At 62.9% G+C, this 24130-nt stretch carries 29 protein-coding genes; 18 read left to right on the top strand and 11 right to left on the bottom strand.

Annotated elements, in window-relative coordinates:
- Positions 1 to 261 precede the first annotated feature (261 nt).
- The 6 genes from VJ673_RS08150 to VJ673_RS08125 all read left to right on the top strand — a co-directional run bounded on the left by VJ673_RS08150 (position 262) and on the right by VJ673_RS08125 (position 5168).
- On the top strand, positions 262 to 528 hold the full coding sequence (locus VJ673_RS08150) for a hypothetical protein (RefSeq protein WP_324125568.1): 267 nt from the start codon (positions 262 to 264) through the stop codon (positions 526 to 528).
- 184 nt (positions 529 to 712) lie between these two features.
- Positions 713 to 1435, top strand: a complete 723-nt coding sequence (locus VJ673_RS08145) for a phospholipase D family protein (protein ID WP_324125567.1) — start codon at positions 713 to 715, stop codon at positions 1433 to 1435.
- 9 nt (positions 1436 to 1444) lie between these two features.
- Positions 1445 to 2215 carry a nuclease-related domain-containing protein gene (locus VJ673_RS08140; protein ID WP_324125566.1) on the top strand — a complete coding sequence of 257 codons (771 nt, stop codon included), beginning with the start codon at positions 1445 to 1447 and terminating at the stop codon, positions 2213 to 2215.
- Between the two features lie 10 nt (positions 2216 to 2225).
- The gene (locus tag VJ673_RS08135; protein ID WP_324125565.1) at positions 2226 to 2813 is read left to right on the top strand and encodes a hypothetical protein; all 588 of its coding nucleotides are present in this window, start codon (positions 2226 to 2228) and stop codon (positions 2811 to 2813) included.
- 282 nt (positions 2814 to 3095) lie between these two features.
- Positions 3096 to 3656, top strand: coding sequence for a hypothetical protein (locus tag VJ673_RS08130; RefSeq protein WP_324125564.1), 561 nt, complete (start codon positions 3096 to 3098; stop codon positions 3654 to 3656).
- A gap of 156 nt (positions 3657 to 3812) precedes the next feature.
- Complete coding sequence (locus VJ673_RS08125; RefSeq protein WP_324125563.1) at positions 3813 to 5168, top strand: KAP family P-loop NTPase fold protein; 1356 nt, start codon at positions 3813 to 3815, stop codon at positions 5166 to 5168.
- 173 nt (positions 5169 to 5341) lie between these two features.
- On the opposite strand, the gene VJ673_RS08120 is transcribed toward VJ673_RS08125, so the two are convergent.
- From VJ673_RS08120 to VJ673_RS08110, 3 genes are all read right to left on the bottom strand, one after another.
- Positions 5342 to 5911, bottom strand: coding sequence for a cold shock domain-containing protein (locus VJ673_RS08120; protein ID WP_324125562.1), 570 nt, complete (start codon positions 5909 to 5911; stop codon positions 5342 to 5344).
- Between the two features lie 66 nt (positions 5912 to 5977).
- On the bottom strand, positions 5978 to 6262 hold the full coding sequence (locus tag VJ673_RS08115) for a hypothetical protein (protein WP_324125561.1): 285 nt from the start codon (positions 6260 to 6262) through the stop codon (positions 5978 to 5980).
- 121 nt (positions 6263 to 6383) lie between these two features.
- On the bottom strand, positions 6384 to 6761 hold the full coding sequence (locus VJ673_RS08110; RefSeq protein WP_324125560.1) for a hypothetical protein: 378 nt from the start codon (positions 6759 to 6761) through the stop codon (positions 6384 to 6386).
- Between the two features lie 303 nt (positions 6762 to 7064).
- Here VJ673_RS08110 and VJ673_RS08105 point away from each other — a divergent pair, with 303 nt between their 5' ends.
- The 7 genes from VJ673_RS08105 to VJ673_RS08075 all read left to right on the top strand — a co-directional run bounded on the left by VJ673_RS08105 (position 7065) and on the right by VJ673_RS08075 (position 14450).
- Positions 7065 to 9197, top strand: a complete 2133-nt coding sequence (locus tag VJ673_RS08105) for a 4Fe-4S binding protein (protein WP_324125559.1) — start codon at positions 7065 to 7067, stop codon at positions 9195 to 9197.
- Positions 9198 to 9309: 112 nt separating this feature from the next.
- On the top strand, positions 9310 to 9747 hold the full coding sequence (locus VJ673_RS08100) for a response regulator (protein WP_324125558.1): 438 nt from the start codon (positions 9310 to 9312) through the stop codon (positions 9745 to 9747).
- Positions 9744 to 11906, top strand: a complete 2163-nt coding sequence (locus tag VJ673_RS08095; RefSeq protein WP_324125557.1) for a response regulator — start codon at positions 9744 to 9746, stop codon at positions 11904 to 11906. The genes VJ673_RS08100 and VJ673_RS08095 overlap by 4 nt, the downstream gene beginning before the upstream one ends.
- Positions 11907 to 11992: 86 nt before the next feature.
- The gene (gene msrB, locus VJ673_RS08090) at positions 11993 to 12499 is read left to right on the top strand and encodes a peptide-methionine (R)-S-oxide reductase MsrB (RefSeq protein WP_324125556.1); all 507 of its coding nucleotides are present in this window, start codon (positions 11993 to 11995) and stop codon (positions 12497 to 12499) included.
- Entirely contained in the window at positions 12496 to 13119 is a 624-nt protein-coding gene (gene msrA, locus VJ673_RS08085) for a peptide-methionine (S)-S-oxide reductase MsrA (RefSeq protein WP_324125555.1), read from the top strand. Before msrB ends, msrA begins: the two co-directional genes overlap by 4 nt.
- A gap of 16 nt (positions 13120 to 13135) precedes the next feature.
- Positions 13136 to 13564, top strand: a complete 429-nt coding sequence (locus VJ673_RS08080; protein ID WP_324125554.1) for a gamma-glutamylcyclotransferase family protein — start codon at positions 13136 to 13138, stop codon at positions 13562 to 13564.
- A gap of 199 nt (positions 13565 to 13763) precedes the next feature.
- Positions 13764 to 14450, top strand: coding sequence for an alpha/beta hydrolase (locus tag VJ673_RS08075; RefSeq protein WP_324125553.1), 687 nt, complete (start codon positions 13764 to 13766; stop codon positions 14448 to 14450).
- A gap of 27 nt (positions 14451 to 14477) precedes the next feature.
- Here VJ673_RS08075 and VJ673_RS08070 read toward each other — a convergent pair whose 3' ends face one another.
- Complete coding sequence (locus VJ673_RS08070) at positions 14478 to 14963, bottom strand: hypothetical protein (RefSeq protein WP_324125552.1); 486 nt, start codon at positions 14961 to 14963, stop codon at positions 14478 to 14480.
- A 403-nt stretch (positions 14964 to 15366) separates the two neighbouring features.
- Between VJ673_RS08070 and VJ673_RS08065 the strand changes: the two genes are divergently transcribed.
- Positions 15367 to 16071 carry a hypothetical protein gene (locus VJ673_RS08065; RefSeq protein ID WP_324125551.1) on the top strand — a complete coding sequence of 235 codons (705 nt, stop codon included), beginning with the start codon at positions 15367 to 15369 and terminating at the stop codon, positions 16069 to 16071.
- 53 nt (positions 16072 to 16124) lie between these two features.
- Here VJ673_RS08065 and VJ673_RS08060 read toward each other — a convergent pair whose 3' ends face one another.
- Both VJ673_RS08060 and VJ673_RS08055 read right to left on the bottom strand, forming a co-directional pair.
- Positions 16125 to 16931 carry an IclR family transcriptional regulator gene (locus tag VJ673_RS08060; RefSeq protein WP_324125550.1) on the bottom strand — a complete coding sequence of 269 codons (807 nt, stop codon included), beginning with the start codon at positions 16929 to 16931 and terminating at the stop codon, positions 16125 to 16127.
- A 104-nt stretch (positions 16932 to 17035) separates the two neighbouring features.
- Positions 17036 to 17749, bottom strand: a complete 714-nt coding sequence (locus tag VJ673_RS08055; protein WP_324125549.1) for an SDR family NAD(P)-dependent oxidoreductase — start codon at positions 17747 to 17749, stop codon at positions 17036 to 17038.
- A gap of 149 nt (positions 17750 to 17898) precedes the next feature.
- Here VJ673_RS08055 and VJ673_RS08050 point away from each other — a divergent pair, with 149 nt between their 5' ends.
- Positions 17899 to 18948 carry a patatin-like phospholipase family protein gene (locus tag VJ673_RS08050; RefSeq protein WP_324125548.1) on the top strand — a complete coding sequence of 350 codons (1050 nt, stop codon included), beginning with the start codon at positions 17899 to 17901 and terminating at the stop codon, positions 18946 to 18948.
- A gap of 126 nt (positions 18949 to 19074) precedes the next feature.
- On the top strand, positions 19075 to 19686 hold the full coding sequence (locus tag VJ673_RS08045) for a hypothetical protein (RefSeq protein ID WP_324125547.1): 612 nt from the start codon (positions 19075 to 19077) through the stop codon (positions 19684 to 19686).
- Here the strand turns inward: VJ673_RS08045 and VJ673_RS08040 are convergent.
- Together VJ673_RS08040 and VJ673_RS08035 are read right to left on the bottom strand one after the other, a co-directional pair.
- Complete coding sequence (locus VJ673_RS08040) at positions 19664 to 19993, bottom strand: TfoX/Sxy family protein (RefSeq protein ID WP_324125546.1); 330 nt, start codon at positions 19991 to 19993, stop codon at positions 19664 to 19666. The genes VJ673_RS08045 and VJ673_RS08040 overlap by 23 nt on opposite strands.
- Before the next feature lie 39 nt (positions 19994 to 20032).
- Positions 20033 to 20551, bottom strand: a complete 519-nt coding sequence (locus tag VJ673_RS08035; RefSeq protein WP_324125544.1) for a DUF1269 domain-containing protein — start codon at positions 20549 to 20551, stop codon at positions 20033 to 20035.
- Between the two features lie 224 nt (positions 20552 to 20775).
- Here VJ673_RS08035 and VJ673_RS08030 point away from each other — a divergent pair, with 224 nt between their 5' ends.
- Both VJ673_RS08030 and VJ673_RS08025 read left to right on the top strand, forming a co-directional pair.
- Positions 20776 to 21147 (top strand): hypothetical protein, encoded by a 372-nt coding sequence (locus VJ673_RS08030; protein ID WP_324125543.1) that lies wholly within the window; start codon positions 20776 to 20778, stop codon positions 21145 to 21147.
- Positions 21148 to 21160: 13 nt separating this feature from the next.
- Positions 21161 to 21736, top strand: coding sequence for a glycine zipper family protein (locus VJ673_RS08025; RefSeq protein WP_324125542.1), 576 nt, complete (start codon positions 21161 to 21163; stop codon positions 21734 to 21736).
- 3 nt (positions 21737 to 21739) lie between these two features.
- On the opposite strand, the gene VJ673_RS08020 is transcribed toward VJ673_RS08025, so the two are convergent.
- From VJ673_RS08020 to VJ673_RS08010, 3 genes are all read right to left on the bottom strand, one after another.
- Positions 21740 to 22663, bottom strand: coding sequence for a hypothetical protein (locus VJ673_RS08020; RefSeq protein WP_324125541.1), 924 nt, complete (start codon positions 22661 to 22663; stop codon positions 21740 to 21742).
- 129 nt (positions 22664 to 22792) lie between these two features.
- Positions 22793 to 23356, bottom strand: coding sequence for a lipid-binding SYLF domain-containing protein (locus tag VJ673_RS08015; protein WP_324125540.1), 564 nt, complete (start codon positions 23354 to 23356; stop codon positions 22793 to 22795).
- A 252-nt stretch (positions 23357 to 23608) separates the two neighbouring features.
- Positions 23609 to 24097, bottom strand: coding sequence for a YbaK/EbsC family protein (locus tag VJ673_RS08010; RefSeq protein ID WP_324125539.1), 489 nt, complete (start codon positions 24095 to 24097; stop codon positions 23609 to 23611).
- Between the last annotated feature and the right edge of the window lie 33 nt (positions 24098 to 24130).

The following is a 24130-nucleotide window of genomic DNA, read 5'->3' as shown; positions in this document are numbered from 1 at the left end:
CTGCACGGAAACTCCTGGTCTATTTATTTGTCGTAAGTGAGTGGCAAAAACCCATATCGGGTTCGCAGAATGGTAACCGAATATTTCAAACCGCATATTCGTTGTGAAAACAGTCTGCTTCGTGGATTTTGGGCGATGGGTGTAATTCCCCACTTGCGTTCGCAAGTGCATGTGACATAATGCCTTTCGCGTGAAGGTGCGCCGGCGCAACATCCGTTTGCATCCTCTTTGCGATCCGAATATCGGGGAGGCATCAGAACGATGAAACCGGCCGGCGAATACCTTGCCCTGCTATGGACTGGCCCCCTCGCGCCGCGCCTGCTCGCCCTTGCGCTGGCCGTCGCCAGCACGCCGGCGATGACCCCGCTGCAATCGACCTACCGCTGTGTCGACGCCGGCCGCGTCATCTACGCGGATACCCCCTGCTACAGAACGCTCGCGCAGACGAGCCGCACCCCCAGCTCCAACGAGAGACCCGTCACCCCCACCGCCAACGCCGCCATCAAGCACAGCACCATCGGCGGCTGAGGTGGTGGGGAGACGCTTTCCCCTTTTCCGCGAAGTTTTCCACTTGTGTCATATGTGTGCGAATGTAAGATGCACACACAAACGCCATCGACATGAACACAAAGTCATCGTCCGAGCTGTCCGTTGACTCCGTGCTCCATCCGATCGAATGGCGACGGACGACAACGGAGAACGGACTCGCGACATGGCCAAATTCCTCAACACCAGCGCCACCAACTACTTCCTCGAAGAACTGATCAAGAACGCCAAGGATCGCCTGATCCTGATCAGCCCCTTCCTCAAGCTCAACGACCGCATGAAAGAACTCTTGGCCGACAAGAACCGGCTCAAGATCGACGTGCGCATCGTCTACGGCAAGAGCGAATTGCAGCCCGAAGAAATCAACTGGCTCAAGGAACTCACCTACATCCGCACCAGCTTCTGCAAGAACCTGCACGCCAAGTGCTACCTCAACGAAGAGCTGGCCATCATCACCAGCCTCAACCTCTATGAGTTCAGCCAGATCAACAACAACGAAATGGGCGTCCTGATCCGCCGCAACGACGACGGCGAGCTCTACAAGGACACCTACGAAGAAGCCCAACGCATCATCCGCATCAGCGACGAAGTCCGCATCACGTTGGAGCGCGTGACCACCGACGCGCCCGCCGACGGCAACGGTAAAGCCGACAGCGAAGACGCCGCCGACAAGGCTGACCGGGCCGACAAGCTCACCACCTCCAAACTCGCGCAGAAACTCGGCGTCCGCACCGCCGACGTCCTCGACCGCCTCGTCGCCGGCGGCCTGCTCGAACTCCGCGACGGCAAGCACTACATCACCACCAAGGGCAAGGAAGCCGGCGGCGAATTCAGGATGAGCCCGAAGTTCGGGCCGTACTTCCTGTGGCCGGAAAGCGTCGGCCTCTGAGCCCGCACCATGACCACCATCGACATGACTTCGGTCCTGGCGCCCCTGTGGACTGCCGCCTACGGCCTCATCATCCTCGCGGTGATCGCCGGCCTCCTGCGCTCGCCCATCGTCAAAGGCTGGTTCGGCGAAGCCCAAGGCGCGCTCGCTAAGCACTTGCTGCTCAACAAGGACATCTACAGCTCCCTCAACAACATCACCATCCCCACATCGAACGGCACGACGCAGATCGACCACGTCGTCGTTTCGAAGTACGGCATCTTCGTCATTGAAACCAAGAACATGAAAGGCTGGATCTTCGGCGACGAAAAAAGCCGCGAATGGACGCAAAACCTCTACGGCCGCAAATTCCGCTTCCAGAACCCGCTGCACCAGAACTACCGCCACATCCGCGCGCTCGCCGAATTCCTGAAACTCGACGACACCAACTTCCACTCCGTCGTGATGTTCTGGGGCGACGCCCAATTCAAGACCCCGATGCCGGACAACGTCATGACGTCCGGCTACACCAGCTACATCAAGAGCAAACAGAAAGTCCTCTTCTCGGACGACGACGTCCGCTCGATCGTCTCCGTGATCCAGTCCGGAGCGCTGCCCAAAACCTGGGCGACGAGAACCGCCCACGTCGAATCGCTCAAGGCCAGACATTCCAGCACCACGACCTGCCCGAAGTGTTCGAGCGAACTGGTGTTGAGGACGGCGAAATCAGGCGCAAATGCGGGCAAGCAGTTTTATGGGTGTTCGAAGTTTCCGGCGTGTCGGTACATGCGGAATGTTTGAGGGGATTTCGATGAACTCGACGCGCAAATCGGCATTCCTGCGCTTACTCACCGCCACGCTCGCGATCATCACCTTGCCGACAATCGCCTACGCCCAGGCAATCTACCGCTGCGAGCAGGGTGGCCGCGTCAACTACACCGATTCGCCCTGCAACCGGCCGCTGATCCAATCGGGTAACGCCGCCCCTGCGTCGGCCGCCAGCGTCAAACAGACCGTTGTAGGAGGCGGCTACGAAAAGCCGAATGGTCCGTGGCAGGGCGAAGCGCAATATCAGGTGATGAACTCAGGCTTGATCCAGGGCGGAACCCATTTCGTCGTGCCCTTGAGCATCGAAATCTCGGAAGGCGGCAAGTTTGTCGGGTCGAGTCCGGAGAACAACTGCAAATTGCTCGGGATTGCGTCGCCAGGATATACGCCGAAGATTCTGAATCTCGATGTGACGTTATCGAATTGCGCAGCGGGCGATTTGAATCAGCGGTATCAAGGGGCGTTGGTTTTGAATACTGCGGCGCGGACGGCGCAGTTGAGTTTGCATGCGCAGAAGATCGGCATTGGGATGGCGTTGATTGCGGATGTTAAGGGGACGATGCGGAGGTGATTGTTGACTGAAGATGCGAAGATGAGCTCGGACGGGCAGCAATCGGCCAAGTGCAGACAATCAAACTTGCCTCGTGATAGCAGACGTTGCTGCCCGCAGAGCGCGACGGTGCGTGCGCACCTTCGTCGTCCAAACATGCCATCCGCACTTTCAGAATGCTGGTATATGATTCACGTATAAATGAGGCACTCACGAAAAGGGCCATAAAATCATGGTCATTTTGATGATTCGCATTCAGACTTGCATAGTATTTCATATACAGCTATCAATGCGGAGAACACCATGCCGGATGGGGTGATAGTTGCGGTTATAGCCGGGGGAGTCGCCCTTGCAGTAGCGTATGTAAATAGCTTTCTTGCTGAGAGCTATCGCAGGTTTCGAGATGGTTCGGCACTCGCCGCAAGTCTTGCAGGCGAGTTGGCTGCGTATGAACCGGCATGGCCACCTATCGTCCATGTGCTCGACTCAATCATCGCAGCCATAGATGCCAACGAACGAAAGACAACATTTCTACGTCCCATTGAACGACCTAGAGATCTTGTTTACGAGGATGCCGTCAAAAAACTTGGCCTGCTCGGGACTGACCTGTCGGAAAACGTAGTTTTCGTCTATAGCAACATCGGGGCATTTCGAATTGCTATGGAGATAATTGCGCGGAACGAGAAAGAAATGTCAGACGAGGAATTAAAGCTAAGGTGTATTGCCTGTAAAGACGCCATGACACGTGCAGTCGCAAGGGGGGCAGATCTAATTGGAGATCTTCGGGAGAGAGCAAACAAGCCTTTCGCTCCTGAATGGCCATGGGCAGCTTGGATCGCGCTGCTAAACCGCTACTCTCTTTAGGTCATGCCGTCAATGAGCGCCCTAAACTGCCTGAGTTTGCCTTTCGCCCTAACCGGGCGCGCAACCCCTGGGGCAGCAACCTGCACTTTCCGGTCCCTCCGCGCTTCGGGCTCCGGAGCCTCCTGAGCTCAAACGTTATACCTATTCGAGACACGCATGAAACTCGTCACACCCTCCTTAGTGGTCGAAGATTCGGACGGATTCAGGAACGACGTACTCCAACGCCAACAATTTGGCGATGCTCTGTCAAATCTAGTCGCTCGCTCTACGGATGAACTTGTAATCTCGCTTGATGGCAAATGGGGTGAGGGAAAAACGACATTCGTAAAGATGTGGCAGGGCCTTTTGAAAGAAAAAGGCATTCCGAGCATCTACATCGACGCGTTTCAAAATGACTACACGGGTGATGCATTCATTTCAATTGCGAGCGCGATCACTTCGTACGCAGATCAGCACACCGCCGAAGGTCATAAGAGTTCGGACTTTAAGGATAAAGCAAAGAAAGTCGGGGTTCGTCTGCTGTCATGGACTACGAAGGTCGGCATCAAAGCAGCAACGCTCGGAATTATCAAGGAATCCGACATTGAGGCCTTATCAGAGATAGGTGAGGAAGTTGCCGCAGACACTTCCGAAACAATCGCAGACTTGGTCAAGGAGCGCCTGAGCGCGCACGGCAAAGAGACTGAGGTTATTCGGTCATTTAGAGAGTCTCTGTCCAATTTACCAGCGACCTTAACGGATAACACCAGCGGTCGGCTTGTTATCGTCATCGACGAGCTCGATAGATGCAAGCCCTCCTTTGCCGTTGAGGTCATTGAGAAGATAAAGCATCTTTTTTCCGTTAAGAACGTTGCCTTCCTTCTTGTAATGCATAAACAGCAACTGGAGGAAGCAATCAAGAGCGTATATGGAAACAATATTGACGCCCACACCTATCTTCAAAAGTTCATTAACGTTGAAACAACTATTCCAAAGAGAGTTAGCGATCGGTACGGCAACGACATAGAGTTGTACAGCAAGAAGCTGCTTCAATTGCATGAAATTACAACTTGGGGCGACGATCGGAATATCGTTGATTGCTTGGTTCCTCTTGCTCTGCATTTCAATCTTTCGCTGAGACAATTGGAGAAAGCCTTTACCAACTTGGCGATCATCTACAGCACGTCAGGAGAGAATCACCTTCGACTCGTTCCTATCATCGTTTTCATCGCTGTCGTGAAGGTGGTCAACCCGAACGTGTTCGGTAACCTCCTAGTGGGAAAAATATCGTTCTCGAGTCTTTGCGAACAACTTGGATTTCGGGAGCTTAATGAGGAAGAGGAAGGCGAACGCAAGTTGTTGCGGCTGCTGAGATGGATCCGCTTTTCAGTGCTCACAGAATCCGAGTATCAAGAAATCGACGCGAACGATCCGATTAAGGGATTCGGGCAGTCGCTTTGGCAGTACAACGTGGATCGAAAAGGCTTACTTCCAATATTCTGTCAAAAGCTGAGCATGTTTATCGTGAACTAGCCATGTATAACCTGGAGTTCCAGTGAACTTCGGCAGGCTGCGCTTGCCTCCGCTCCTGAACTACACGTTGAGGGGGCGCTTTCCTTCAACTCGACCGACCGCTAAGGGTCGATTTCGGTCATCGATGGCCACGAACATCAGTTGGTCGACGCTGTTCTCCACACGCTGATGGCTTACCGGGCGAATAACCCCGTACACCACTGCTGCTCACACGGCACCCCGTCGTGATTGCCATCCATTTTCACATCCGGACAGTTCTTCAGAAAGAACGTCGCCTCGGCGCAGGAAGTCATCTGGGAGCAATACGTCCGTCCATCGCAGTGGAAGGGCGGGGCGGGGCTCTCCTTTGCCGGAACACTACTTTCGTCCGATAGCTCGACCGGCGACGGAGACTGTGTGAGGCGGGGTTGGATTGCCTTGTAACCATAGACAGCCAGCGCGCCGACGACGAGCAGTCTTCCGATCGACGAAAACCAACTCGGTCTGGCCGCGGGGCGCGCTTGGGGACGAGGGCGTACGGGCGCGTTTCGCGGGGCGCCGGGGCGGGTGATGTTCACCGCCCGTTTCTTTCCTTCCTTGTCGAACCCGATCTCGAAAGAAAGCGCCTCACCGATTTGCGGGCGACGGCCGTCGCGGGGGAAGGCCGAGATGTGGGCAAAGACTTCGGGACCGCCGTTCGTGGGGCTGATGAAGCCGAATCCACGGTCGTCGTTCCATTTGCCGAGCGTGCCGTCGATGCGCATGGGGAAGGTCGAATGTCATGTGATATGCGCATGATACGGGCGGCAGGCCGGTCTTGCAGGAAGCAGCTACCGGAAGTGGTAGTAACGATCGTTCAGGAATTTCACAAGGCTCTGCATTTCCGTCGGCGAAAAGTCTTTCTTCGCGTTATGGCTGCAGGCCTGCAATTGCTGCTTGAGCTCATCAAGCGAACGAACGGTCCGGTCCTTGCGGGTATAGACGCCGGAATCGTGGCAGCTGGTGCAGTTGGCGGTGTGCAGACGTTGGCCTTCAGCACTGTCACCTGGGACCGCAGCGAAACCTGGCGCTGCCGATGATGCGAAGATCATGAGTAGAAAAGCGGTTTTGCTCACGGTCCCGGCCCTCCACAGAAAATGCGTCCTGTCTGCAGAATAGTGCCGCGGTCGCCTGCAATCAAATTCGCGTCAGGCGGGACGTGGCGGGTTGCGCCCAGTCCCGCCTGCTCAGTTCCGCTCAGTTGGCCATGCTCGGATGGTCCGTCGTGAATTGGTGCTTGAGCCAGGCGTCCGACACGGGGGCGGTCGACATGTCTCTCTCGGTTGGACCGGTACGGCCCGCGACGCCTTCGGTCGATACGAAGGCCATGGGTTTGCCCGTGAATTGGCGATCGAGCCAGGCCGTGGCGAAGGCTTGACCGGATTCGTCCGAGCCGCGGGCAACCGGGGCACTCATGGCGCTCCTTGCGGTGTCGGACATCGAGGTGCCGTCACGGTGCTCGGTGCTGAGTTGCCGCAGCAGCCATTCGGTCGAGTCGGCAGCGGTAGCGGGAGTTGCCGCAAGGATTCCGGTGCCGAGAGCGGCCAGAATCAGGGCCTTTGAGTTTGTTCTCATGATCAGTTCCTCCAGTGCGATGTTGGGGGGAGGGTGGCGAGCACACTCGTAGTGATTTAGTCGCGCGATGCGTGCTGTTTCTTACAGTCGGACTGATTTCCACGTCAAAGCCGCCACAGACCTTAGACGTACGGCGACGTCGAAAATTGCCCGAGGACACGAATTGCCTGCCGGCATGCCCCTTGCTGAAATGCTTCGGACGGAGCTTTCCGGGGCCAGAGGTGTCGCGAAAAAGAACGCCGGCATCCTGGTTGTGCCATTTCGGCGCAGCCCGGCGACGGCTTTCAGGACAGGGAGGACGGCATGGCGCGACAAGCTCGGGGATCGTGGCGGTGGTGGCCGCTGGCGCTCTTGCTGTGGGTCTTGGCGGCGTCGGCCGGGGAGCTGACGCAGGCCGATGTCGTGCGGCGCTTTCCGCCCCCGCTGCAGGTCGGTGCGAAGCTCGGTACGAACCTCAATGGGACGCCCGCCTGGCCCTTGACCAACGAGCTGACGCCCGAGGCGGGGCCGGTCGGCTATGTCTTCGAATCGATCGATCTCGCCCCGATCCCCGGATTCGAAGGCACGCCCTTCAACCTGCTGATCGCCGTCGATAACCGCGGTGACTTCATGGCCGTCGAGGTGCTGCGCCAGCACGAGCCGGTGTTTCTGTCAGGCCTTGGCGAGGCGCCTTTGCACGCCTTCGTCGCCCAGTACGTCGGCAAGAACATCAAGCAGGCGATCACGGTGTCCAGCGCCTACGGGCGCAGCAGCGACGCAGGCGGCAATCGCGTGGTGCTCGACGGGGTCGCGAAGGCGACGGCTTCGATCCGGGTGGTCAATCAGACGGTGCTCACATCCGCGCTCGCCGTCGCCCGGGCCCACCTCGGCCTCGCCGCGCCGGGTCGACAGAGCGCGGTCGCCGAGGTGCGCACCGATCTGCGCGAGGACAAGGATTTCGCCGCCCTGCTGCGCGACGGCGACCTCATCCGCAAGCGCTGGAGCAACCGTGAAGTGGAGGCGCTGTTCGCGGGCACCGAGGCGGCGGGTCTGGACGAATCCGCGCTCGCGGCTCCCGACGACACGTTCTTCGAGCTTTACGTCGGCTATCTCAATGCGCCCACGCTCGGGCGTGCGCTGCTCGGCGAGCGCGGCTATGCGGAGCTGATGCGTCAGCTCGCACCGGGGCAATCGGCTTACTGGCTGGCGGCGCTGGGCCGTCAGCGGCTGCTGGGCGCGGACTTCGTGCGCGGCACCGTGCCGCCGCGGCTCACCGTCAGCCAGGACGGCGCCCCCGTGGAAGCGCGTGACGCGGACCTCGAACTGCACCCGCCGGCCGGCGCGCCGTCTTTCGACGCGATGGTGGTCCTGAAGTCGCCGCAATTGTCGGGAATGGACCCGGGGCGGGCGGTGAATATCGCGTTGGAGGTGGTGCGCGAGAAGGGGCAGATTTATCCGGTGCTCACCCGCAAGAGCCTCGATCTCGATTACACCCCGCCCGCACGGTATTTCACGTGGCCGCCCGAGCCGCTGCCCGAATGGCTGATGGCCTGGAAGGCGCGTTGGCCCGAACTGGCGATCATCGTCGCCGCTCTGCTGACACTCTCCGTGGTACTGGCGAGGCCGCGTTGGGTGGCGATGGATGAGCGCCGCATGCTTGCCTTCCGCCTGGGATTCCTGGCCTTCACGCTGGTCTTCGTCGGCTGGTACGCGCAGGGCCAGCTCTCCATCGTTCAGCTCACCGGCGCGGTCAAGACGCTCGTGGCGGGGCAGGGCTTGGGGACTTTCCTGTACGACCCGGTGTCGCTGTTGCTCATCGCCTTCACCGCGATCTCCTTCGTGCTTTGGGGGCGCGGCACCTTCTGCGGCTGGCTGTGCCCCTTCGGCGCGTTGCAGGAATTCGTGGCCGTGATCGCCCGCCGCCTCGGCGTGAAACGCCGGCGCCTGCCGCCGCGACTGGAACGCCTTCTCGAACGGGGGCGCTATGTCGTCCTCGCCGGCTTGCTGCTGGCCGCTGCCGTTGCACCGGGGGTGGCCGAGCGCATGGTCGAGATCGAACCCTTCAAGACCGCCATCACCGTCGGTTTCGACCGCAGCTGGCCCTTCGTCGCCTGGGCGGTGCTGCTGCTCGCGCTGGGCGGTGTCTATTACAAGTTCTTCTGCCGCTTCGTCTGTCCCCTCGGCGCGGCGATCACGCTGGGCGGGCGCCTGCGCCGCTTGGACTGGCAGGCGATCCGTCCGGAATGCGGTCGCCCTTGCCAGACTTGCCGTGCCCGTTGCGAATACGACGCGATCGGGCGCGACGGCCGCATCATCTACGACCGCTGCTTTCAGTGCCTGGACTGCGTGGGCGTTTACCACGACGCCCGCCGCTGCGCGCCGCTCGTCTTTCACGCGCGTACCGGCCGCGAGTGGCGGCTGCATCAGGCGCCGGCGGAGCAGCCCGCAGACGCTTGATCGCGCCTTCAGGGAGGGTGAAACGCACGAGTCACTTCGGCGTCAGATCGCCATGTCCCTGGCCATTGGATAGAATCCATGAGTTGAAAGCGGATATTTCGGGCGCGGACCAATGGAAGGCAATTCGTTAGCAAGTCTGGGGGCGCTGCACTTTCTTGTCGTCGACGACGACCCGTTGATGGTGTGTGTCGCCGTCGAACACTTCATTTCGCTGGGCATTGACGTGGAGGCGGTCAGCAATGGGGCGGATGCGCTGCGCAAGATGGAGGCTCGTCTGCCCGATCTGGTGCTGTGCGACCGCAAGATGCCGGAAATGTCCGGCGCCGCGCTGCTGGAGGAAATTCGCAGCCGCGGACCGGAGTGGCAGCGTCCGGCTTTCATCTTTGTCACCGGGCTCGTGGACCGGCGGGATCGCTACGCGATGATGCCGCTTCATCCGGATGGCTATATCAACAAGCCGGTCGATTTCGACAAGGAAGATGCGGTGATCGCGAAGATCCTGCGCGAGAAGCGCGCGGCAAATGGCGCTGGCTCGCAAGGACAATCGTGAATAAACCCTCCGGCCGGGTTTCGGCCTATATCACCGGCTTGAGCCTGGTGATCGCACTGACGATTGCAATCAGCCTGCCGTCGCTTTACTGGGTACTCAAGCATCAGCAGCTTGAAGCGGAAGTCGAGGTCGAGAGCGCGATCAATGCCCGCGAGATCGTGGAACTGGTGGCCGCCGATCGGGAAAACTGGCAGCAGGAAGCGACCCTCAAAGAGAAGATTAAGGAGGATCAGACCTCGACGGATCTTCCCGAGTACCGTGCCGTGATGGATCTCGAGGGCAAGGTGCTTGCCGAGACCGAGCCGCTCGAAACACGCTGGACCGTCGAGCATCGGACGGCGATCGCGGATGACGGCAAGGAGTACGGGTCGATCACCGTCGCACGCGACCTGCGACCCGTGTTGCTGCATACCGGCATCGTGGCGCTGCTGGCGTTGCTGCTCGGCTTGAGCGTCTTCGTCGTGCTGCGCATCGTGCCGCTCCGGGCGCTGAATCGGGCGCTGCAGGATCTGCAGGATCTGAACGACGAGCTCGAGGAGCGGGTGACGGAGCGCACGCGTGCGCTGTCCGCGGCACAGCAGGAGGCGGAGGCTGCGAGTCGCGCCAAGAGCGCATTCCTCGCCAACATGAGCCATGAAATCCGCACGCCGATGAATAGCGTGCTCGGCATGGCGCACCTGCTGACGCGCACCCCGCTCACACCCGTGCAGCACGACTATGCCGAGAAGATCATGCTTTCCGGCCAGCACCTGCTGCGCCTCATCGACCAGATTCTCGATCTGTCGAAGATCGAGGCCGGCAAACTGACCCTCGAAGTCGCGCCCTTCGATATCCGGCTGGTGGCCGCCAACCTGTGCAGCGTGATGGAGGAGCGGGCCGGCGCAAAGAAACTCGATTTTGCGTGCCATCTGCCCCCCACGCTCGACTGCATGCTGCTTGGCGACTCGCTACGTCTCGCCCAGATTCTGATCAATCTGTGCGGCAACGCGATCAAGTTCACCGATGCCGGGCGCGTCGAGCTGCAGGTGTCGATCGACGAGGAGAGCGAATCCGACATCGTTCTGCGCTTCGAGGTACGGGACACCGGGATCGGTTTGAGTGCGGGCGATCGGGAACGGATCTTTCGTTCCTTCGAACAGGCGGACGTATCGACCACGCGCAAGTTCGGCGGAACCGGGCTCGGTCTTGCGATCAGCAGACAATTGGCGGAATTGATGGACGGAAGGCTCGACGTGTCGAGCAAGCCGGGCGAAGGCAGCACGTTCTGGTTCACGGCGCGGTTCGCGAAGGGCGAGCGCTTGTCCAATGACGTCGCGGTCGCCACGGCAGGCAAGGCGAGCCTGGACGCGGAAGTCTCCAAGTATCGGGAGCTGCTGCAAGGGCGGAACATCCTGTTGGCCGAAGACCACCCGCTGAACCAGATGGTCGGGCGCGCCTTGCTCGAGGACGTCGGCTGCGTCGTGACGATCGCCAGCAATGGCAAAGAGGCGCTCGATCTGCTGCACGACAACAAGGCGCGCTTCGATTGCGTGCTGATGGACGTGCAGATGCCGGTCATGGATGGCTACGAGGCCACGCGCCAGATCCGCGCCGATGCGTCGCTGGACGAGGTGTTTGTCGTCGCAATGACCGCCAATGCGACGCGGGAAGACCACATGAGCTGCATCGACGCAGGCATGGACGATTTCCTCACTAAGCCGGTCGACCCCGTGAAGCTCTACACGATGTTGGCGGCGATGCTCGCGGACGCACCGCCCGCGCAGTCGTCGCTCGGGAAGGGCCAGGACGGGGCTCTGCCTGCCGCTCCGAAACCGATCGATCCCGAGCTGCTGCCCAACTTTGATCGGCCGACGCTCGAAAAGCTGTCCGGGCACAATCGGGAGAAGCAGGTTTACTTCGCCGATATCTTCAAGACCTCGACGCAATCGGATCTGGAAAAGATCGAGATCGCTTTGGATGCGCGGGATTTTGACGAAGCGTCGCTCATCGCGCATCGCATCAAGGGATCGGCCCGGACCATCGGAGCGTTGCGGCTCGGCGAACTGAGCTTCGTGATGGAAAGGATGCGGCGGTCGAACGATATCGAGAAGGCGCGCGAGACGCTGGAACGGATGAAAGCGACGTTTCAGGAGACCTGCGCGGAACTCTGTAAGAATTGATCGGTTCGCGCGACTAACTGTCACAGATACGAGGAGCGCTGCGGAAGACGGACTTCCCGCGCTGCGTATCGTTGATGGGGAAAGTCATGAATCGACGTCAATCGCTGAGTTCTCTTTTGGGTTTGGGCTTGTTCTCATTCGGCGGCCATCGTGCCGCCAGGGCCGCGGAGGGCGCCGCGCCGGCACTTGTGAAGTCGCGCGCCGAGTGGGCCAGGTTGTTGCCGGTGACGAGCTATCGGGTGCTGTTCGAGGAGGCGACGGAGCGCCCCGGAAGCAGTGAGCTGAACCACGAGAAGCGCGCCGGGACTTATGTGTGCGCGGCCTGCTTCCAGCCCCTGTTCGACAGCGCGACGAAGTTCGAAAGCGGCACGGGCTGGCCGAGCTTCTGGCAGCCCTTGCAGGGCGCGGTCGCGACGAAGACCGACTACTTGTTGGTGGTGCCGCGCACGGAGTATCACTGCTCGCGCTGCGGCGGACATCAGGGGCATATCTTCGACGACGGGCCCAAGCCGACGGGGCTGCGTTACTGCAACAACGGGGTCGCGCTGAAGTTCGTTGCGCGAGGCGAGCCTTTGCCGGGGCTGCGGACATGAAAGCCAAGCTAGCCGTGGTCGCGGGACTGGCGCTCGCACTTTCCGGCGGCATGGCCGCGAACTTCGCTCACGGCGCCGGCGCGCCAGCTTCGTCCTCCGCACCGGCCGCCGCGATCTTTGCCGGCGGCTGTTTCTGGTCGATGGAGGCCGCGTTCGAGAAGCTGCCGGGGGTGATCAGTGCGGAGTCGGGCTATACCGGCGGACAGACGGCGAATCCGAGCTATGAGGAGGTGAGCTCGGGGCGCACGGGGCACGCGGAGGCCGTGCGCGTGCGCTTCGATCCGGCGAAGGTCAGTTATCCGCAACTGGTCGATTACTTCTGGCACCACATCGACCCGACGGTGAAGGATCAGCAGTTCTGCGATCACGGCCCGCAGTACCGGACCGGGATCTATTTCGGCGACGAGGCGCAGCGCAAGGAGGCCGAGGCGAGCCGGGATGCCTTGCTGAAGAGCGGCCGCTTTGCGCAGATTCGTACCGAGATCGTTGCGGCCGGGCCCTTCTATCCGGCGGAGGAGTATCACCAGGATTTTGTGAAGAAGAATCCGCTGCGCTATGAGGCTTACCGCATCGGCTGCGGGCGGGATGCCCGGCTCGCGCAGGTGTGGGGGACGAAATAGGAGGGGCGCGGTCGTCATGGAGCATTGCTTTACCTATGGTTCGCTGATGTGCGAGGACATCATGTCCGCGGTGAGCGGCGTACGGAGCCGCTTCGCGGCGGCGTCGCTGGAGGGGTTCAGGCGGCAGCCGGTGTCCGGGCAGACCTATCCGGGAATGGTGCCGACGGCGGGCGCGCGCGTGCCAGGGGTGCTCTACCTGGATCTGCCGGCATCGGCGTGGCCGCGGCTGGACCGCTTCGAGGGCGAGGAGTACGAGCGGCGGCAGGTCGTGGTGCGGCTCGCGGACGGCCGAGCCGAGCCGGCATGGACCTACGTCTTCCGGCCGGAATTCGCGACGCGGCTCGTGGAGGGGGAGTGGGATTTCGAGCGCTTCCTCGCGACCGGCAAGGCGCGCTTCATGGCGCGGTACGTCGGCTTGGGCTTCGCCACGATCCGGGCGGATTGAAGAACGCGCGCTACCTGGAGTCGCTGGCGGACCTGAATATCTATCTGGACTGCGGTGCGGGCCTCGGCACCCCGATCGCCCGACCTGGATTCACCGCGGCTGATCCTGCCCTTTGCGCCCTGCGGCCCATGCCATCGAACGCATGGGCCGCAGGGCGGTCGACCATTTGCATACTTCAACTGTAGATCGGATTTATCCCATGAATGCGTCGACTCTCAACGCCGGCCCGGTCCGGACGGAGCCCGTCAGCGGCCTGAGCTACCGGCTGATGCAGCCCTTGCCCGCGCAGCCGCGCCGTTGCCTCGTCCTGTTGCATGGTGTGGGCGGCAACGAGATGTCGATCGCGGGCCTCGCGGCGGGCATCGACCCGGACACCGTCGTCGTGCTCGCGCGCGGTCCCTTGCAGTTCGGGCCGCAGCAGTTCGCATGGTTCCAGGTCGGCTTCACGTCGGAGGGGCCCCGCATCGTGCCCGAGCAGGCCGAGCAAAGCCGTCTCGTGCTGATCGAGTTCCTCACCCGGATGCAGCAGGAGTTCGCGATCGCGCCAGCGCACACGGCCATCGCGGGCTTCAGCCAGGGCGGGATCATGAGCGCCGGCGTGGCCCTGACCTCACCCGAATCGGTGGCCGGCTTCGGGTTGCTGTCGGGACGCATCCTGCCCGAGATCGATCCGCGGGTGGCGAGCCGCGAGAGGCTGACCACGCTCGAAGCCTTCGTCGCCCACGGTGAAGAGGACACGACCTTGCCCGTCGACTGGGCCCGTCGCGCGCATCGGCAGCTCGACGCTTTGGGTGTGAAGCACAGCCTGCACCTTTACCCGACCGGGCACGGCATTAGCGCCGCGATGCACGAAGATTTCTTGCGATGGTGGGCGGACCGGGCCTAGCGGCCAGTGTTGTTGCGCCGCCTGCGATTACTCGCGGGCCGGATCTTCCTCGAAGGCGTCGATCACGGCCGTTGACGAACGCATGATCTGCGCGCGGCAGGCCGGACGGATGTCGCACATCACCGCCTGCACGAGCGTGGCCGCGAACGCGAGGTCGCGCGGTGGGGTGAAGAGGGGGATCGTGATCGTGCGGCTGCGCAGCAGATCGGGCTGCTCCTGGATGGTCTTGACGATCGTCGGCAACGGGCCGCGCTTGGGGTAGAGAGAGCGGCGGGAGCTTGTCCGGTCAGCCCCTTTGGCGCGCTGGTCGGCATATTGCGCGCGGATTTCGGGAGGCGTGTCCGGCGCATGGGCGAGGCGGCAGCGGAAGGTGGAATCGTGGTTGTACCAGCACAGCCAGAGGGTTTCGCTCACGGCAGCGTCCCGCGGGCGCTCCGCATGCCCGAGCGGAGGGAAGGCGACGACGGCGACGAGTGCCGCGCAGGTTCGGAGGGCGGGTCCTAGCTTGGGCATGGATAAGGCTCCAGAAGCATCGCAGAGCGAGCCGCGTGTCTTGCAGACGGAGAATAGCCATGGTGGTTGGATCATGCGCGCCGCCGCGGGCGTCCCGGACGTGTCGTTGCCGGGCTGCCGTCGGGGCCGCAGGCACGTGGCAGGCACGCATGATCACTATAGACAGCGCGGGTGCCGGCGCGATCCGTAACAATTTATGCAGAGGGCGAGAGGGCGAGAGGGCGAGAGGGCGAGAGGGCGAGAGCCGGAGGCGGAAGGGGCTGCCGAGCATTCCTTTTCGATTTCGAGGGGTGCCCTGCAACGTGTCGAGATGGTAACGTAATGTTACGGCTCTCTTGAGCTCAGCGCCGCATCGCGCACATTCCTTCGTCAGCAAGCCCCTCTTGAATATCCCCGCCTTTCAATGACCTTGATTACGCGCAGCATCCGAAATGTCGCCGCCATCCTGCTGACGGTTTCCATTCTCCCTGGCTGTGCCCGCCGCGCAGTTGAGAACAGCGAGGTGGAGATTGAAAGACCGGCGGTGAAGAAGATCGCGCTGGTGCCGATCATGGAGCCCCGGCGCTTCGTGATCGAAAATCGCGGCAGCGTTTCGAATCTCTTTCGGGGACGATCGAAGCTTCTGACGGCTGCGCTGCACAGCCAGTCTCTGAAGGTCGGAGAAGAAATGACCTCGGCCCTCAAGGAGGAACTCGCCGGCAGAGGCTATGAAGTCACGGTCGTCAGCCACGTCACGCGCGATGAGGACGAACCGGATGAATTCGACTATGACAGCATCGAAACCGATGCGGACGCGATCATCTCCGCCCGCTACACCGATGCGGGCCTGCTCTCCGGTTTTTCCACTCTCAGCTATTGGCCACGCCTCAACATCGAGGTCATGATGGTCAGCAGAGCCGACGAGGAGAAACTGTATTCGCAATCCATCGGCTACGGTGCCGATGCCCGCAAGCCCGATGACGACTCGATTCCGTCCGACCCGAAATACGTCTTCGGCACCTACGACGAAGCCATGGCAAGGCAACAGGAAATCGTCGAGAGCATGCACATCGGCGTTCGCGCCCTCGCGGCCCGGGCGGCGCAATTGATTCGCAAGAGCGGCAAGTAGGTCAGAAGCCTAAGGTTGCCCCCGGCGCGAGGCATCGGCGGGCGGCGAGCGCGTCAGCCGGTCGCGCAGATCGAGCTGCTGACGGCCCGCGCGCACTGGACCAGTGAGGGGCCGAGCCTGTATTCGGCTTCTTCGCGGGACCAACGTCCCGTCGGCGCAACGACGTTGAGGGCGCCCAGCGGGCGTCCGTCCGCGCCGACCACGGGAGCAGCGAGGACCATGTCACCGAGAAAAAGCTCCTCCTGGTTCACCGCGTAGCCGCGTTCGCGGGCGATGCTCAGTTCCTCGAGGATGTCTTCGATGTCCGTGCGAGTGTGCGGCGTGTGCTGCACGCGATTACAGCGCTCGATGATGCGGAGTGCGTCGGCGTCGCTCAGCGCGCTGAGATAGGCGCGGCCGGAGCCGGAGCAATAGATCGGAATGCGAGTGCCGATGGGCATGTGCACGGGCACGAACTGCGAGCTGGCGAAGCGGGCGACATAGACCATCTCGTTGCCGTCAGGCTCCGCAAGGCAGCAAGTCTCCTTCGTCAGGTTGGTCAGCTCGGACAGGAAAGGGTTGGCGAGCTCGATCACCGGGTTCGTCGCGAGGTAGTTGAAGCCGACCTCCATGACGCGCGGCGTGAGCTGGTAGCGTCGGGTCTGCGGGTGTTTGCGCAGGTAGCCGAGCTGTTCCAGCGTGAACACCATGCGCTGTGCGGAGCTCTTGTTGATCCCGGTGGCCTCGGCCACTTCGGCGATCGTCATCGTGCGCCGCTTCCGGCAGAAAGCCAGCAGCACGGCCAAGCCTTTTTCCAGGGACTGGTTGAAGAGCACCTTCTGCCGGACGTGCTCAAGAGTGTTCGGCATCGTGTCGCTCATGGCCGGTCATCTCCATGTTCGAAATATTGATGCGAAGGAATCGATATGTGATTTTATAGCATCGATTTGGCCTCTTTCGCGTGCGGCGGTCGAGCGAGTGTGCGTCAGAATTTTTCCGACCAGGGGCGCAGATCGAGTTCCTGGGTCCAGGCGCTGCGCGGTTGGCAGTGGAGTTGGTAATAGGCCTCTGCGATCGCTGCCGGGTCGAGCGTGCTGGCGGAGGCTTCGCCGCCTGCGGGCCCGATGCGGCCATCGATCACGACATGCGCAACGTGGATGCCTCGCGGGCCCAGTTCGCGCGCCATGCTTTGTGCGAGCGCGCGCAAGCCGAACTTGCCGACCGCGAGGTTGTGGAAGCCGGCGCTGCCGCGCAGGCTCGCGGTCGCCCCGGTGAACAGGATCGTGCCGCCTTCGCCGCCCTGTTCGATGTGCGAGAGCATCGCCCGCGCCGCGGCCCGGCCGACCAGGAAACCGCCCAGACAGCCGACGCGCCAGCAGCGCTCGAATTCCTCGACGCTTGTGTCGAGCACGCTGCGCTGGACGAAGGCGCCGGCGTTGTAGACGACGAGCTGCGGCGCGCCCAGATCCGCTTCGACCAGGGAGAACAAGCCGTCGACGGCAGCCTCCTCGGTGGCGTCGCAGACGTAGGGCCGGGCTGCGTGGACGATGCCGCAGCAGGCCGACGCGAGCCCGTCGAGACGCGAGGCGTCGCGGGCGGCGAGGGCGATGCTCATTCCGGCGTGGGCAAAGCGTTGTGCGAGCGCGAAGCCGAGGCCGGGACCGGCCCCGATGATGGCGGCGACTTTGGCGGCTTTCATGACAGGCTCCTGTCGGTCGGAAGGGGATGGATTCATCTTAGTCCGTCGCCCGCCGAATGCATTTGTGCTTGCAAATCGCAATCCTCGCCTCTTCCTTCTTGCTGTATTGTGCACTGCAGCAAATCGACGCGAAGAACGGAGGATCGTTGATGCTTCGAAAACGATGGTGGTCCGGCAAGCTCGGCCCGATGCCGGGGCTGAACCTGGCGCTTCAGGGCGGCGGCGCGCACGGCGCCTATACCTGGGGCGTCCTCGACCGGCTGCTGGAGGACGGCTGGCATCTGGAAGGCATCAGCGGCACGAGCGCAGGGGCGATGAACGCCGTCGCGCTCGCGCAAGGCTGGACGCGCGGCGGACCCGAGGGGGCGCGGGAGAGCCTGGCGGCTTTTTGGGAGGCGGTGGCGGACAAGACACCACCCGAGCTGGACCTGCTGCACAGCCTGAACCCAGGCGGCAATGGGGCGCTGCCGGGGCCGGTCCATGCGTTGATGCACGTCACGAAGGTGCTGTCGCCGTATCAGTTCAATCCCTTCGAGCTCAATCCGCTGCGTGACGTGGTCAGCACGCAGTTCGACTTCGATTATCTGCGACGTGCCTGCCGACTGAAGCTCTTTATCGCCGCAACCCGCGTGGGGACGGGCAAGGTGCGGCTCTTCCGCACGGCCGAGCTCACGGCCGATAGCCTGCTCGCATCGGCCTGCCTGCCATCCATCCACCATGCCGTGGAGATCGACGGCGAGGCCTACTGGGACGGCGGCTTTAGCGCGAATCCCGCGATCTATCCGCTGATGTACGAATGCCGCACACCGGACATCCTGCTCGTGCTGCTGAATCCCTTGAATACGTCCGACGCGCCGCGCAGCGCCGATGCGATCGCCGGCCGCGCGACCGAACTGGGCTTTTCGACGACTTTCCTGCGCGAGATGCGGATGATCACGCACGCCCGCGCCTACATCGCGGAGGGCCCCCGGTGGGTGCCGCGCGGACGGCTGGAGCGCAAGGTCATGGGACTGCGCTTCCACCTGATCGAGGCGGAGGAGCTTGCCGAGACGGGTAACGGCAGCAAGCTCAACGCGGCGCGCGCCTTCCTGCACGAGTTGCGCGATCTCGGACGTGTGCGGGCCGCGCGTTGGGTTCGCAACAAGCGGCGATTTGTCGGCAAGCAGGGGACGGTGGATCTGCCGAAGCTGTTTTCGTGAGACAGCATCCGCTGAGGATTTCGGCACGTTCCAGGATGTTTCATCGAATGCGCAACGGACATGCGCCTGCTAGGCTTTTTTTAAGGGGTCCCGGTTGCGGATCGCCCGACACGATTGGGGGAGATCATGAGAAAGCCCATCGCTGCTGCGGCCGTTTCGCTTTGCCTGCTCGCCGGCTGCGCTTCGCAGAGCGCTTCGTTGCGAGAGGGAACGGTGCTGCTGGGCGAGGTCAGCCATACGGTGACCGAGAAGGATGTGGAGGCGAACCGCCTCGGGCCCGACACCACGGTTGCCGATCTTGCACACCAGCTGAGGCGATTGGGCTTCACGCAGGAGCAGATCGCCGCGGGACGCGTCGTCGCGGTGCGCGAGCGCATCTATTGGCACACGCTCGTATCCGGCATCAAGCACGAAGATGTCTTCCCGGCCCTCGTGCCCGAGGGGATGAGCGTCGAACGCGGAAACATCGTCGAGAGGGCGCTGCAGCACCCGCCGATGATCGTGCGCGTGCGCGCACGCAGTCAGCGGGAAGACCATTGCCGCTTCGAGCAGCCCCCGACAGCGGAGGGCAAGGGCGTCATGGGCATGCTCAGCCGGATCGGGCCGAGCGGCGAGGCCACCTTGTACTGTGAAGGCATCGAGAAGCAAGGCTGGGTGCGGCCGCGGGCGTACTGGCAAAAGCCGCCGGCGGGAAATCGGGAGCCGCAGCGCCCGATTATTTCGGCGGCAGGCTCCTGACGAAGACCATGCAGCGCTCGACCCAGTGCGCGAGATCCGCGTCGGACTCGAAGCCCGCTGGTTCGACGACCACGAAGCCCTTCATCGGCCGGCCGGTGAAATCCATCGGGTGCACGTGCCGCGCGTGCAGCGCGTCCTCGTAGCCTTCGGCGCCCACGCGCGCGAGCAGCGCGTCGCCGAGGATGCCGACGCACATATGCTCGCCCAGCATGAAGGCGAGGCCGCCGAACATCCGTTTCTCGACGACGTCGTGCCGCTCGCGGAAGAGGTCCCGCAGCCGTTCGGCGAGTCCTGCGTCGAATGCCATCGTTTCCTCCACGCGAGCCCGCGCAGTGTCAGGGTGCCGTCAGGGAAACGCGGGGATCGTCGGTTCGGTGCCTTCGATGTCGGCTTCGGGGTGGTGCAGCCGGATCATGTCCTCGAATTCATCCACCCGATCGGCCGGCACATCGACCATCATCAGCAGCATCCCCCTGTCGGTCGCCTCCTGAAAGCGCAGGAGATGCGAGTTCGGCATCCCGACTCCGATCATCGCCGACACCCAGGCGCCGAAGCCGGCACCGCCGAGCGCGCCGAACAGGATCGCGCCGCCCGCGGCGATCATCCCCACCGGCGGGAATGCGAGCGCCGCGAGGCCCGCCAGTGCGCCCACGGTGCCGCCGACCGCCAGCCCGCGCTCGATCGCGGGCACGAGGTCGGTTCTCTGGGTGATCCCGGCTTCGGGCAGTTCCTCGAGCGGGATGCCGCTGCTCGCGAGCACATGTATGTGTTCGTAAGGAATGTGTGCCAGGAGGAATTCATCGACGACCCTGCGCACCGTGTCGACGTCGGGCAGCAGGAAGTACAACCTCTTCAGGCCTTTCATGATTCTCTCCTTGTCGGGGTAGGCGGTTCCCTCTGTTGTTATGAAGTCTGAGACCGCAGTTTTCTTCCCAAGGTTTCGACCTTCCTCGCTGCTTTTTCGCCGGCCCGCGCGGCTACCGTGGATACAGTACTGTACAAATTGGCATGAATTTCAGCCCCGCAATCGTGGTCTTTCGTATAGAAAGGCACCACCCGGCTCTGCCGGGTCGCGATGAGGAGAAAAGCATGAAAGGCTTCAAATGGACGCTTGCGCTGGTCCTGGCCATGGGAGCGCTGTTGCCGACGGTTGCGTCGGCCGACCGCGGCCATTGGCGGGGCAGCGTCGGGGTCTACATCGGCGGACCGGGTCCTTACTACGGGCCGGGACCCTACTACGGACCGTATTACGCCTACCCGCCGCCCTACTACGTCTATTCGCCGCCGCCGGTCGTCGTGCAGGAGTCGCCGCCGGTGTACGTGGAGCGGGGTGAGGACGAAGCCGCGCCGCCGCGCAGCAAGAACTACTGGTATTACTGCGATCGCCCCTCGGGCTACTACCCCTACGTGAAGGAATGCCCGGGCGGCTGGCAACGTGTTGCGCCGACCCCGCCGCGCTGATGGAGAAACTGCGATGACCGCGATGAAGATCATTCCGGTGTCGGGCCTGCTGATGGCCCTGCTCGTGACCGGAGGCTGCGTCTCGCTGCCCACCGGCCCGAGCGTGACCGTGCTGCCGGGCACGGACCGCAGTTTCAGCGAATTCCGCCGCGACGACGCCTCGTGTCGCGAATACGCGTACGAGCAGATCGGCGGGCGCTCGGCCCAGCAGCGCGCCAATGACAGCGCCGTCAGCAGCGCCGCGGTCGGTACAGTGGTCGGGGCGGCCGCCGGCGCGGCCTTGGGCGGCAGCCGGGGCGCGGGCGTGGGCGCCGGGACGGGCCTGCTGTTCGGCAGCGCCATCGGCGCCGATGCGGCGCAGAGTTCGGCCTATGGGTCGCAGCGGCGCTACGACAACGCCTACGTGCAGTGCATGTACGCGAGCGGGCACCGCGTGCCGATGTCCGGCCGCTACGCGCCAAGCCGGTCTGACCGCTACTACGATCGCTACGATGGCGGCTACCGGGATCGCGATTACCGCGACCGCGACTATCGCGGCACGCCGCCGCCTCCGCCCGAGGGCATGCCGCCTCCGCCGCCGCCGTACTGAGAGCTAGCGCTCCATCTGCTGCTCGTTCTTGCGCTTGCCGCGTTCCTCTTCCGGCGGGTGCTTGCGCCCCTGCGGTTGCTGGGCGCCGCCTTGCGGTCCGTGCGGCCCCCGTTCTTCCATTCGCGGGCCGGGCATCTGGCCCCGCTCGCGCATCTCGCGTTCGCGCAATTGCTGTTCGCGCCGCGACTCCATGTCCCGCCGCTCCATCTGGCGGCGTTCCATCTGCACCGGTTCTTCCCGGCGATGGCGCGGTTCCGCATCCCGGGCGAAAGGCTGACGACGCTGTTCGTCCACGGGCGGGGTGTGCTCGGAGCGCACGGCTTCGCGTTCCCGCCGGTCCGGTCCCTTCATCCGTGATGAGGGCTCGGGCACGACTTCGCGCGCAACGGCTTCACGCGGCCGATAGCGGTAGTGTTCGCCGATCAGTTCCCGCTGCTGGCGGATTTCGCGCGGATAGCGCTCGCCCGAGTATTGCCGCTGATAGATCGGCAAGGGCGCCGGCCGCGGCGCCGCGCGACGGTCCCAGTGATCCCAGCCGCGATGGCGCTCCGCCCACTCCGGCCCCCAGTGCTCGTGCCAGCGCGGCGGACGATCGCGCCGCCAGTCGCGGAAATACACCGGCGGGGCGCGGTAGTAGCGCACCGGCACGCGCAGCACGAAGAGCGGCACGGCCGCCGGCGACACGACCGTCCACGGGCCGTTGTACCACGAGCTCATGTACCAGTCGTCGTCGTAGAAGACCCAGTACAGGCCGTCGTAGAAGAAGAAATTGCCCGGCACCGAGGGTGCGTAATACACCGGATAGCCGGGCACGGGTACAAGCTGCGGATACACCGGCACGTTGATGCCGATACTCACCTGCACCGCAGCCGTCGCCGACGTGATGCCGGCCAACAGCAGCCACAACACCATCAATAGAGTGCGCATGGTCGTATCTCCCTCGGGGTCGCCCACGTGAGATGCTATCGCTATTGCTGGCGTCGTGGATGAGATCCCGTGTGCTGTGCGGGCCCGGCGAGATGTCCGGGCCCGCGCGGCCTCCGCTAAGTGTTGCGATCAGCGCTTGATGCGCGAGATCTTGGTGCCTTCGATACTGAGGCTCGCCATCAGCCCCTGCTGGTCGAAAATGAACGCATACGCATCGTCGCGCATGGTCGTCGACGACAGGTTCTTCGCGACGCCTTCATTGACCGCCACGACGGTGGGGCCCACGCCGATTTCCCAACCCTTCGACTGGTCGAGGTATTTGACGGCCTTGTCGGTCATCAGGAAGACGACGTAACCGTAGGATTCGGCGCCGGCCTGCCAGCCCCAGGATGCGGACACGGAATTGTAGTAGCCCGCGACCGTCGAGCCCTTCATCAGCACGCCTTCGCCGTAGCTGCCGCCGAAGACGAGGCCCGCTTTGATGATCTTCGGAAAGACCAGGATCTCCTTTGCCTTCTTCGAGATGGTTTCCGCGGTCGGATTGGACTTGTAGAGCGCCTGCAGGGCTTCGGCTGCCTCCCGGTTCAGGTCTTCGGCGGTGGCGCCGATCGCCTGGCTGCTCAGGGTGCCGAGCGACAAAGCCGCTGCGGCGACGAGAATCGATTGGTGGAATGTGCGTCGTGTCACGGTCATGGTTCGTTCCTTCCGCTACGTCGGGATGGAAGACCCGACCTCGGTGGAGGTCGCGTGCACCATGTGAACGGGATGAATGCGACAGCCCGTTCGCGGGTGCCCTTCGGTCGTTCCAGTCACTTTATAGGACGATGAAACGAGCCATGCCAAGGCTTTCTGTTACGAACTCCAGCGAAATTGCAACGAAATGCTGGCTGTCCGTGCGCCTTTGCACGGATTTGCCATGCAATATGGCAATGCTGAAGGAATGTCTCAGCCTTCGTGGCGGATATCGGACCACTCGACGCCGGTGAGGCGGGCGAGCTCCGCGGGCGTGAGCGGGAAGACGGAGAACGGCGTGCCCGCTGCGGCCCAGACGCGCTCGAAGTGCTGCAGGTCGGTGTCGAGCAGCAATTCGACCGGCTGGGCGTGGCCGAGCGGCGCGACGCCGCCGATCACATAGCCGGTCGCCTGGCGCACGAAATCTGCATCCGCGCGGCCGAGCGCTTCGCCGACGAGACGGGAGACCTTCTTCTCGCACACCCGGTTGTCGCCGCTCGCGACGACCACGACGGCGCGGCCGCTGTCCTTCGCGCGGAACACGATCGACTTCGCGATCTCCGCGACGGTGCAGCCGATCGCCGCGGCCGCTTCGGCGCTGGTGCGCGTCGGCTGTTCGAATTCGACGACCTGCGCGGTGATGCCAGCGTCGGCGAGCCGTTGCTGGGTCTTCAGGGCGGTCGGGTGCTGGGCGGGTTTCATCTGGGGGCAGTCGGGGGGCTCGAAAGGAATCGA

Origin of the sequence: Aromatoleum sp., from assembly GCF_035254505.1 — a bacterium.
Lineage (GTDB): Bacteria > Pseudomonadota > Gammaproteobacteria > Burkholderiales > Rhodocyclaceae > Aromatoleum.
This window is presented reverse-complemented; position numbering and strand designations above follow the sequence as displayed.

Coding starts and splice junctions, on each gene's coding strand:
- VJ673_RS08150 (WP_324125568.1), top strand. CDS start 262: ATGAAACCGGCCGGCGAATACCTTGCCCTGCTATGGACTGGCCCCCTC.
- VJ673_RS08145 (WP_324125567.1), top strand. CDS start 713: ATGGCCAAATTCCTCAACACCAGCGCCACCAACTACTTCCTCGAAGAA.
- VJ673_RS08140 (WP_324125566.1), top strand. CDS start 1,445: ATGACCACCATCGACATGACTTCGGTCCTGGCGCCCCTGTGGACTGCC.
- VJ673_RS08135 (WP_324125565.1), top strand. CDS start 2,226: ATGAACTCGACGCGCAAATCGGCATTCCTGCGCTTACTCACCGCCACG.
- VJ673_RS08130 (WP_324125564.1), top strand. CDS start 3,096: ATGCCGGATGGGGTGATAGTTGCGGTTATAGCCGGGGGAGTCGCCCTT.
- VJ673_RS08125 (WP_324125563.1), top strand. CDS start 3,813: ATGAAACTCGTCACACCCTCCTTAGTGGTCGAAGATTCGGACGGATTC.
- VJ673_RS08120 (WP_324125562.1), bottom strand. CDS start 5,911: ATGCGCATCGACGGCACGCTCGGCAAATGGAACGACGACCGTGGATTC.
- VJ673_RS08110 (WP_324125560.1), bottom strand. CDS start 6,761: ATGAGAACAAACTCAAAGGCCCTGATTCTGGCCGCTCTCGGCACCGGA.
- VJ673_RS08105 (WP_324125559.1), top strand. CDS start 7,065: ATGGCGCGACAAGCTCGGGGATCGTGGCGGTGGTGGCCGCTGGCGCTC.
- VJ673_RS08100 (WP_324125558.1), top strand. CDS start 9,310: ATGGAAGGCAATTCGTTAGCAAGTCTGGGGGCGCTGCACTTTCTTGTC.
- msrB (WP_324125556.1), top strand. CDS start 11,993: ATGAATCGACGTCAATCGCTGAGTTCTCTTTTGGGTTTGGGCTTGTTC.
- msrA (WP_324125555.1), top strand. CDS start 12,496: ATGAAAGCCAAGCTAGCCGTGGTCGCGGGACTGGCGCTCGCACTTTCC.
- VJ673_RS08080 (WP_324125554.1), top strand. CDS start 13,136: ATGGAGCATTGCTTTACCTATGGTTCGCTGATGTGCGAGGACATCATG.
- VJ673_RS08075 (WP_324125553.1), top strand. CDS start 13,764: ATGAATGCGTCGACTCTCAACGCCGGCCCGGTCCGGACGGAGCCCGTC.
- VJ673_RS08070 (WP_324125552.1), bottom strand. CDS start 14,963: ATGCCCAAGCTAGGACCCGCCCTCCGAACCTGCGCGGCACTCGTCGCC.
- VJ673_RS08065 (WP_324125551.1), top strand. CDS start 15,367: ATGACCTTGATTACGCGCAGCATCCGAAATGTCGCCGCCATCCTGCTG.
- VJ673_RS08060 (WP_324125550.1), bottom strand. CDS start 16,931: ATGAGCGACACGATGCCGAACACTCTTGAGCACGTCCGGCAGAAGGTG.
- VJ673_RS08055 (WP_324125549.1), bottom strand. CDS start 17,749: ATGAAAGCCGCCAAAGTCGCCGCCATCATCGGGGCCGGTCCCGGCCTC.
- VJ673_RS08050 (WP_324125548.1), top strand. CDS start 17,899: ATGCTTCGAAAACGATGGTGGTCCGGCAAGCTCGGCCCGATGCCGGGG.
- VJ673_RS08045 (WP_324125547.1), top strand. CDS start 19,075: ATGAGAAAGCCCATCGCTGCTGCGGCCGTTTCGCTTTGCCTGCTCGCC.
- VJ673_RS08040 (WP_324125546.1), bottom strand. CDS start 19,993: ATGGCATTCGACGCAGGACTCGCCGAACGGCTGCGGGACCTCTTCCGC.
- VJ673_RS08035 (WP_324125544.1), bottom strand. CDS start 20,551: ATGAAAGGCCTGAAGAGGTTGTACTTCCTGCTGCCCGACGTCGACACG.
- VJ673_RS08030 (WP_324125543.1), top strand. CDS start 20,776: ATGAAAGGCTTCAAATGGACGCTTGCGCTGGTCCTGGCCATGGGAGCG.
- VJ673_RS08025 (WP_324125542.1), top strand. CDS start 21,161: ATGACCGCGATGAAGATCATTCCGGTGTCGGGCCTGCTGATGGCCCTG.
- VJ673_RS08020 (WP_324125541.1), bottom strand. CDS start 22,663: ATGCGCACTCTATTGATGGTGTTGTGGCTGCTGTTGGCCGGCATCACG.
- VJ673_RS08015 (WP_324125540.1), bottom strand. CDS start 23,356: ATGACCGTGACACGACGCACATTCCACCAATCGATTCTCGTCGCCGCA.
- VJ673_RS08010 (WP_324125539.1), bottom strand. CDS start 24,097: ATGAAACCCGCCCAGCACCCGACCGCCCTGAAGACCCAGCAACGGCTC.